The organism is Clostridium ragsdalei P11, assembly GCF_001675165.1.
Classification (GTDB): domain Bacteria; phylum Bacillota; class Clostridia; order Clostridiales; family Clostridiaceae; genus Clostridium_B; species Clostridium_B ragsdalei.
On sequence record NZ_LROS01000021.1, the window covers coordinates 38185 to 47592 of the forward strand.

7 protein-coding genes and 1 pseudogene are annotated in these 9408 nt (G+C 30.4%); 3 read left to right on the forward strand and 5 right to left on the reverse strand.

Annotation, left to right across the window (positions count from 1 at the left end; all coding sequences use genetic code 11):
* Positions 1 to 83 precede the first annotated feature (83 nt).
* From CLRAG_RS10120 to CLRAG_RS10130, 3 genes are all read left to right on the forward strand, one after another.
* Positions 84 to 713, forward strand: coding sequence for an ankyrin repeat domain-containing protein (locus tag CLRAG_RS10120; RefSeq protein ID WP_065078329.1), 630 nt, complete (start codon positions 84 to 86; stop codon positions 711 to 713).
* A 165-nt stretch (positions 714 to 878) separates the two neighbouring features.
* Positions 879 to 1331 (forward strand): MarR family winged helix-turn-helix transcriptional regulator, encoded by a 453-nt coding sequence (locus CLRAG_RS10125; protein WP_065078330.1) that lies wholly within the window; start codon positions 879 to 881, stop codon positions 1329 to 1331.
* Between the two features lie 34 nt (positions 1332 to 1365).
* Positions 1366 to 2829: an MDR family MFS transporter gene (locus CLRAG_RS10130; protein WP_065078331.1), complete on the forward strand. Its 1464-nt coding sequence runs from the start codon at positions 1366 to 1368 to the stop codon at positions 2827 to 2829.
* Positions 2830 to 3027: 198 nt separating this feature from the next.
* Here CLRAG_RS10130 and CLRAG_RS21395 read toward each other — a convergent pair.
* From CLRAG_RS21395 to CLRAG_RS10145, 5 genes and pseudogenes are all read right to left on the reverse strand, one after another.
* Positions 3028 to 3171: pseudogene (locus CLRAG_RS21395) on the reverse strand (SNF2-related protein); the annotation flags it as partial.
* A 60-nt stretch (positions 3172 to 3231) separates the two neighbouring features.
* Positions 3232 to 3927 carry a helix-turn-helix domain-containing protein gene (locus CLRAG_RS10135; protein WP_065078332.1) on the reverse strand — a complete coding sequence of 232 codons (696 nt, stop codon included), beginning with the start codon at positions 3925 to 3927 and terminating at the stop codon, positions 3232 to 3234.
* A 75-nt stretch (positions 3928 to 4002) separates the two neighbouring features.
* Complete coding sequence (locus CLRAG_RS10140) at positions 4003 to 7263, reverse strand: SNF2 helicase associated domain-containing protein (RefSeq protein WP_154104972.1); 3261 nt, start codon at positions 7261 to 7263, stop codon at positions 4003 to 4005.
* A 213-nt stretch (positions 7264 to 7476) separates the two neighbouring features.
* Positions 7477 to 7656 carry an EAL domain-containing protein gene (locus tag CLRAG_RS20185; RefSeq protein ID WP_083985662.1) on the reverse strand — a complete coding sequence of 60 codons (180 nt, stop codon included), beginning with the start codon at positions 7654 to 7656 and terminating at the stop codon, positions 7477 to 7479.
* Positions 7617 to 9281: a putative bifunctional diguanylate cyclase/phosphodiesterase gene (locus CLRAG_RS10145; RefSeq protein WP_065078333.1), complete on the reverse strand. Its 1665-nt coding sequence runs from the start codon at positions 9279 to 9281 to the stop codon at positions 7617 to 7619. The genes CLRAG_RS20185 and CLRAG_RS10145 overlap by 40 nt, the downstream gene beginning before the upstream one ends.
* Positions 9282 to 9408: the final 127 nt, after the last annotated feature.

The window sequence follows — 9408 nt, forward strand, 5'->3', positions numbered from 1 at the left end:
TAATTTCAGGAGGAACTATTTTTATATGCTATAATATTATTATAAGTACAATAAAACATTTAATTCTAAGGAGGTGTAGCAGTTTGGGCATATTTAGCAATGTATTTTCTTCAAAATACAAGTCAATTTATAGATCCATTGAAGAAGGAAATGTAAATGAAATAAAAGATTACTTAAAGGAAGACAATGATTTGGATTCCGATTTTGAAATTCAGAGTATACTTCATTATGCTATCGACAATTGCGGGAACAACTATTTTGAGACAATTGAGCTTTTAATAAACAGCGGTGCAGATATCAACAGCCGCCAAAGTAAACTCATGGAAACTCCCCTGCACAAACTTTGTGCAAGAGCAGCCCCCCATATTGACTTGATAACCATGATACTAAAAAGAGGAGCTGAAGTTAATGCAATCAATAGCCTTGGTAAAACTCCTATATTTTACTGCAGCTTTAATTATTCCGTAGAACTTTTGAATCTCCTTGTAAAATACGGTGCGGATATAAATGCCCGGGATAAATATGAAAATACTCTCCTCCATGACGACTATATCAATTGTTTTGAAGAACATTTTGAAGAATTTTTAAAAGCACTCTTAAACTTCGGTTTTGATATAAACTTGAAAAATGCTTCAGGACTAACTCCCATGGCTCTTTGTAAAAATAAAAGAATCGAGAATATTTTATCAAAATATGGTGGAATTAAATTTTAAATTGAAGATATAGTTTTCCATCTTTTGAGTACAAGCCTGCTGCTTTTGCTTTATCTGAATTTTCAATTTTCATAACTAGGTTCCGAAATATAAGTTTTGACATACACAAAAAATAGTTATAAAATATAATTATATTTTATAACTATTTAAAAATCAGGTGATAAATTGCATATTTATAATAGAAACATGATAGATGATATATTTAATGCACTTGAAGTAGCAAAAAAAGCACACGACCTGCTGCCACCGCTGCCACCTAATATTAAACCAGTTCACTTTCGCATCCTAAGCACAATCAATAGTATCTGCGACGATGCTGGCAATTCACGAGTTACCGATATCAACAAGGCATTAGATTTTTTGCTTCCTAATACAACCAAATTTATTAATGAGCTGGTTAAATTAAAAGTTGTTGAAAAATTCACTTCGACTATAGACAAACGTGTGGTATTAGTACACGCAACTAAATTAGGCAAACAATACATAGACAGCTATATTATTAAATATCAGGAACTTTTGCATCAGGAGTTTTCGACTCTAGATGAATCCGACTGCCGAGCAATGATTGAAACCATTCATAAAGTCTATGGAGCTATAAAAAAAGTCTATCAAAAATAATTGGAAAAGAAAACTGAAAGAGGTGTTGTCATTAATGGCAATTGAAAAAGAATTAAATCTTACTAAAAAACAACGAATACTGATTATGATTCCTTTATTAATTGGAGGATTTATCGCTTTATTGAATGAAACGCTTTTAAATGTTGCGTTTCCTCAGCTTACGTCATCGCTGCATGTTTCCACAAGTACCGTCCAATGGCTGGCCACCGCCTATATGCTGATTATCGGAATTTTGGTTCCAGTAGTAGCCTTCCTTATGGAAACTTTCACAACAAAAACCCTGTATCTTACTGCTATGGGTTTATTTACGGTGGGAACAATTTGCTGTGGCTTTTCACAATCATTTACCGCCCTGCTTATATTCCGTATGGTACAAGGTGCAGGAACAGGAATGCTGATGCCAATCATGACAAATACGATTTTAACCATTTATCCCATTGAAAAAAGAGGCAGTGCAATGGGTATTAGCCTCATCATTGTGGTTTTCGCACCAACAATTGGACCAACGCTTTCTGGTCTGATGCTTCAATACTTAAATTGGCACTGGTTGTTTTTTTCCATTTTGCCATTTGCACTGTTTGCAATCATAACAGGTTTAATTAGTCTTAAAAATGTTTCCAACCTAACAAAGCCGCAAATTGACGTTTTGTCCGTTATACTTTCCACCATCGGATTTGGAGGCCTTATATTTGGTATATGTTCCATAGAAAGCCTTGGATTTTTAAACGGAGTAGTGCTTATATCCCTGCTATGCGGATTTGGAGGGCTGATTTTATTCACGAAACGTCAGCTAACACTGAAACAGCCCATGCTTGAACTAAGGTTGTTCCGATTTCCAATGTTTTCTTTGGGAACTGCGATTCTGATGATCTCATTCATGATTCCATTTTCCGTTAATATTATTCTACCCACATATTTTCAAAGTTCAATGGGCATGACACCATTTGCAGCAGGATTGGCCTTGCTGCCCGGAAGTATTTTAAACATGATTATTACGCCGCTGTCCGGCCATTTGTTTGACAGAATCGGGGCAAAGTCACTGGTAACTACTGGATTTTGCATCTTAACGGTAACCATGTTCTGCTTTTCACATATTTCCGGATCTACTAATCTAAGGACCATCATTGTTTTGCATCTATTTACATTTTTAGGAATTTCTCTGATTAATACTCCAACGCAAACCAATACGTTAAATCAGCTGCCGAAAAAATATAATTCCCACGGTGTGGCAATTACAAATACTTTGCAGCAAATTTCTGCAGCCATTGGTTCTTCTTTGTTTATCGGTTTGATGGGAGCTAAACAGACAAAATATCTTTCAAAATTGAAAAACCCCGATATTTTACAGCAGCACACAGCAATCATTTCGGGTGTTGACATGGCTTTCACAGCTGCTCTGATTCTGATAATTATCGCTTTAATTTTATCGCTTTTTTTAAAGCAAGGTGAAACCTGGTGCAAAAAAGATAAAATATGTGAAACAAGTAAAATATCTTAACAATATGCGGTATAAATAACATAGCTGTCACCAGAAGCAATAGGAAAATTAAGGAGTACTAGCATCAAAACGTGGAAATTATACTCTAAGGTATTTTTCACAATTGTAACTAGATTGTGATAGCAAACATATCACTAATTAAATTTATCAGTAAATAAAACGTTATAATGGAAGTACTTTAATGCCAGGTGAAATATTAAACTTTCCATGACTTAATAAATATCCTGACATGATAAAATCAAAGATTGACCATAATTCTGTAATAGAATTTTCAATAGGGGTTCCTGTTAGTGCAAAATAGCTGCCGGCTTTAAAGGATTTTACACTTTGAGCATTTAAAGAATATAGTAGAAACTATTATAAGATTAATCTATTACTTGTGTTTTAACACCTACCTTACTCTTACATATTGCCTCGTCCAATAACCCATATATTTTCGTTACTCTTCTTCAAGTTGTCTACCATACTATTAATATCTTTCTTAGCAAACCATGACTGAGGAAAATATAAATCGTTATAGTAATACTTTGTACTATTATCACACTTAATTACTACCATTGGGTAACTGCCTCTAGAACGTACTGTAAACTCTATTTCTGTTATGTTTGCTATGTTCATCCTTTTGGTTGTAGAAATTTTTTTTATTTCTATATATTTGTCTTCTATAGTAATATAGATTTTATTTTTAAATAAATAGTAGGCTAACACAGTGTAGTAGGCAGTACACATTAAGCATAAGAGTACTGCAATAAATATAATACATACTTCTAAAGTATTAGACCTATCAGTTAATGCAAATATTAGCACTATCGAAAAAATAGCTGAAAATAATATGGGAAAAATAGCTTTGTATTTATTAGCTGGATAAATGGTATATTTAAATGTTTGATTAAATTCAAATTGTTCATTTTTATCAAGCCACCAATTCATATTTTTGCCACTAATTTTATATATTTTTTCAAGTAATATCCTAGAGGGTTCCTTTAAACCAGTCTCTAGCTGGCCTATAGTTGCTTTTGATAAATCTAATTTCCTACCTAAATCCCTTTGTGTAAGTCCTAAATCTCTTCTATATCTTTTTAACTTATCTGAAAACAATACAACCCCCCCTACTATTCATTATTACCATTTCTAAGATTGTTGAGCTTTATACCATGGATGATATATCTTTATTCAACTGAAAAGTTCCTCGATATCCTTCTCCTCCATATTGGAAAGTAAAATTTCTTCTCCAGTATTTTCTTCTATAACATCCTTTATTATTTCTTTCTTTTTCTCCTGTATTTTGTGTATTTTCTCTTCTATAGTTCCTTTAGCAATAAGTCTAATAACCTCTACCGTTTTCTTCTGTCCAATTCTATGAGCTCTATCTGAAGCCTGATTTTCTACTGCTGGATTCCACCAGGGGTCATAATGAATCACTATATCTGCAGAAGTTAAATTTAGTCCTGTTCCACCAGCTTTAAGAGATATTAAAAATATAGGGATTTTACCTTCATTAAACTCCCTAACCATTTCTCCCCTTTTTTCTGCTTTTACACTGCCATCAAGATACATATACTTTATATTTTCATTTTTGAACATACTTCCAATATTTTTAAGTACAGAAGTAAATTGAGAAAATAACAATATTTTATGTCCATCATCTACATTATTCTGTACTATATCCATAAGAGCTTCCATTTTTCCATTATCACTTTCATAGTTTTCTATAAAAGTAGAGGGATCACAGCATATTTGTCTAAGTCTTGTGATTATAGAAAGTATCTTTATTTTACTTTTATTAATGCCTTTATCTCTTATTTCATTATTCAATTCCTCTTTAGCTTGCCCAAGGTAAGCTGCATATACTTTCTTTTGATCCTCTGTCATATCTATCACCATATTATGTTCAATTTTAGGTGGAAGTTCTTTTATGACATCCTTCTTAAGCCTTCTAAGAATAAAAGGTCTAATATGTTTATTTAATTCCTCTAAAGCTTTTTTATCACCATTTTTTATAATAGGTACTTCATACTTTTGGCTAAACTTTCCATGACTTAATAAATATCCTGGCATGATAAAATCAAAAATTGACCATAATTCTGTAATAGAATTTTCAATAGGGGTTCCTGTTAGTGCAAAATAACTTCTAGCTTTAATGGATTTTACACTTTGGGCATTTAAAGAATTAGGGTTTTTTATATTTTGAGCTTCATCTAAAAAGCAGTGTCTAAATTTTATAGTTTTATATTCTTCTATATCTCTTTTAATAAGTGCATAGGAAGTTATAACTATGTCCGCCTCATTCATCTCTTTTAACTGACTTTCTCTTGTATCCCTGCTGCCTGATACAACTAAACATTTTAAATCCGATTGAAATTTATTTATTTCACTTTCCCAATTGTACACTAAGGATGTAGGACACACCACCAAAGAAGGCTGTTTTTCCTCATTTTCATCTACCTCTGATTTTACAAAAGCTATAGCCTGAAGAGTTTTTCCAAGACCCATTTCATCTGCTAAAATGCCTCCAAAGCCGCAGCTTGAAAGAGTTTTAAACCACTTAAATCCAAACTTTTGATAACCTCTCATAATGTTATCCAGTTTTTCTGGAATTGTATAATCAATGTCACCAATATCCTTTATATTATTTATAAGTTCTCTAAACTTCTTATTTCTTTGCACGAAAGTTATATTATTTTCCTTAAGACTTGTATCTATGTAAATAGAATTATATTTAGAAAGAACTATTTGATCCTTTTCCAGATCTGAAGTCTTTATGTTTAAATAATCTATCATATCTGACATATTTTGAAGTTCTCCAGCCTGCAGAGGAATAAAGCCTCCATTTTTAAGTCTGTAATATTTCTTCTTTTGTTTTAATGCATCAAATATGTGCTTTAACTCTTCTCTATTTACACCATCAATATTAAAGGTAAATTCTAAAAGATCCTCATCATTTAATCTTATATTGGATTTATAGCTTTTAGAGGTATAAATTCTTATATCTTTAAAAGCATCTGAATAGTAAATTTCTGCGGACTCCTGAAGTTTTTCCAGGCCTTCTCCCACAAAATCTAAAATTTTATCCTCATCCTCTAAAATAAAATTAGATTTCCCCTTTTCAAATTGAAAGGCAGTCAAGGTATCTACTATAGCTGCTTCTTCCTCAATATCTCTAACCAATACCTTCTCATCATCTTCCCTTGCACCATCATCCTTTAAGGGATTTATATCTATATCTCCATATTTAAATATTACATCACAAACTACAGCATCTTTATCCTTATCAAAATAAAGACAAGGTTTTAAAGGTTCTTCATAAAATTTCTCTTTAATAACGTCATTCACTGTTACCTTTGTACCTATCTTTTTTAAGGCTGGAATTATATAAGAAGCTATTTCTTCACTTTCACTTTGCTGGAAAGTAATTTCAGAGTTTTTTTGTTCAATAAAAGTATTGTAAAGTGCTTTATACACCCTCACCTGTTCATTTGTTGGCACATATATTTTGTTATTATAATAAAAATAATTTCCACTTTTGACTAAAGCTTTAGGCAGCTTTGAGATTTGAGATAAAATTATATTATTCCCATTACTGTCTAATTTAAATTCTAAAGGAAAATTTTCTCTTACCACTTTAACTTCACTATAGTTATCATCATTTATTACTAAATCTACAGCTGTTTCTCCTATATTATCAAGAAATTTTTTTAAGTTACTTTCCGTAAGCCTTGCTCTTTTTCCGCTTAAAAATCTCGGTGTTTTATTGTAATGGTAACCATACATTACCATATTATCTGTAACCTTATCTATTTCATATAGATCTTTAAGCATACTCAGAATAAATTTGTCTTCATCCTTAAAACTGTGTAAATATGCGTTATATGTAAAGCTTTTACCAAACTCCAGCTCATTATGTTCTATAACTGCCTCTAAAAAACTCTTCATATTCTTTACTACATAAAGCTTTTCTTCTCCCACCTTTAATTCTAAAAAAGCTTCACTTTCTCTACGGCTAATATTAAATTGAAGTTTACACTGCAGGTTTAAAGTCCTAGTTTCCATCTTTGTTTTAGGTGATATTAGACTTTTCTTTAATTGTTGAATTAATTTGCTATTTTTCTTTATTCCTGATTTATTCTTTTCTCGAGCATATTTTATAAGCACCGCGGCTATATGCTTACATGGAGCATTATAATATGCCTTACAGTCACAATGACAACTTATATTTTCATTGATATTTGGATATATTATTTTTACATTATATTTTATAGGCATTTGTGAAGAAGACTTCACTTTTCCTTCAATAGTAGTTTTTTTCCACCCTAATTCTTCTTGAGTACTTACACTCAGGTTTTCTACTTGATCACTTTCATAACATGTAATACCTTTTTCATACGTTTCAAAATTTAAACTATCTTTTATTATACCTTCATTTAATTCAAACAAATTTATTCACTCCTGTTTAGGCATCTGAAATAAAATAATTTATCCCTGTTAAACATTCTAGCACATAATAATATTTTTAAACATGTTTCTAAATTATTCTTATTGAAATAATTGTAAAACCTATGCTAAAACTGTTGTTAAAGCATAGGTTTTTTATTACAAAAATGTTAGTCAATTTATATTTCATATCCTTTTATCCAGTTTTTAGAATATCTACTTTATCCGATGAGGTTTTAAGAATCCATTTTCAAAATTTATATCTTCCATTGGTTTTCCATAATAATATCCTTGGAATATATCGCATCCTAAGCTTTTTAAAGATTTTATTTGTTCTATTTCTTCTACTCCTTCTGCTACAACTTCATATCCAAAATAATGAGATAATGAGATAATGAGATAATTGTATTAACCATTACTACACTTGCTTCATTTGATGTTATATCATCAACAAAAGATTTATCAATTTTAATAATATCTATGGGCATATTTTTTAAATAATTTAATGATGAGTATCCAGTTCCAAAATCATCAAGGCTTATTTTGATTCCATTAGCTCTTATTTTATTTATATTATTTACAGCTTCATCAAAATTCTTGGCTATTGTTGTTTCTGTAACTTCAAATTCTATATACTCAAAAGGCACTTTAAATATTTTTATTATTTCCAGTAAGTTGTCACATAGTTTACTGTCAATGAGCTGTTCTGTAGATAAATTTACAGCTATTTTAAAATTTTTATAACCTTTATCAATCCAATTTGATACATTTTTACATACCTCAATAATAACTGATTCTCCTATATATTTTATAAGACCTTCTCTTTCTGCAAAATCAATAAATTCTGAAGGAGGTATAATCTTATTATCCTCTTTAATCCATCTTACAAGCGCTTCCGCACCTAATACCTCACCATGTTTTGAAATTTTAGGTTGATAAAAAACTTTAAACTCACCATTTTTAATCCCATCTTCTATTGCCTTTTTCTTTATTGTGTCTTCATATATACCAACATTTATAGCGTCATTATAAAAGCTATATACATGTTTGCCTATTCTTTTAGATTCATACATAGCATCATCTGCACGCTTGTACAAAGTTTCAAAATTATTTCCGTCTTTAGGAATAACTGCCACACCCAGGCTTGCAGTCACATAATCAACATTTTTTCCATAAATATTAAAAGGCTTTTTAAATACATTTAAAATTTCTCTAAGCATTACCTCTGCTTCATCTTTATTCTTAACAGACTTTATTAAAAATAGAAACTCATCGCCTCCATTATGACAAATGTAGTCTTGAATATGCATTACCTTCTTAAATCTTCTCCCTGCCTGTTTTAAAAATTCATCACCTGAAATATGACCCAGCGTATCATTTACAGCTTTAAAATTATCCATATCCAAACTTATTAATATGGAATAGGTATTTATTTTAGGAATTTCTTTAACTAATGTGTTTAATACATAATTCTTATTGGGAAGGTCAGTAACACAATTATGAAATGCATAGTAATCCATCTTCTTACTTATTTTAGTAACCACAAACATCATTAAACTAAACAAAAGTATCATTGCAAAATTAATAGCAATTATTGCCCGTAAGGTGATTTCCTTTATAATTTCATTTTTATCACTTAAACTTTTTATATATTGGTCTGAATAATTTAATATTTCTTTGCTTAGTTCAATTCTTCTATCTCCTAAATTCATTATTTCTTTCTTTTCATCATTGGTAATAGCTTTAGATTCTTTTAGCTTCCCAAGCAATTCATTTAATCTATTTGAATATTTTTTATTTGATTCTTTAAATTGAACAACTAAATCTTTTTCTTCATTGGTTAAATCGTGAAGTGTGGTATATTTATTAATATTTTCTTCAATATCTTTTTCATATTCATCTACCTTATCTTTCATATCCATATAATCATTAACTGAATACAATGCGTATAATCGTATACTCCAAATATCTTCATTGATTTTATTTGCATAAGCAGAAGTTAAATATCCATTTTGGTACATATTATAGGGTTTCTAAGTGATAATTTAACTTATACTAGGAAACTTCTAGCATAAGCTAATGAATGAATCTTAGCAAAATTAGAATTAAGTTCGTCAAAAAGAATTTTAATATCTGATACTAATTCCC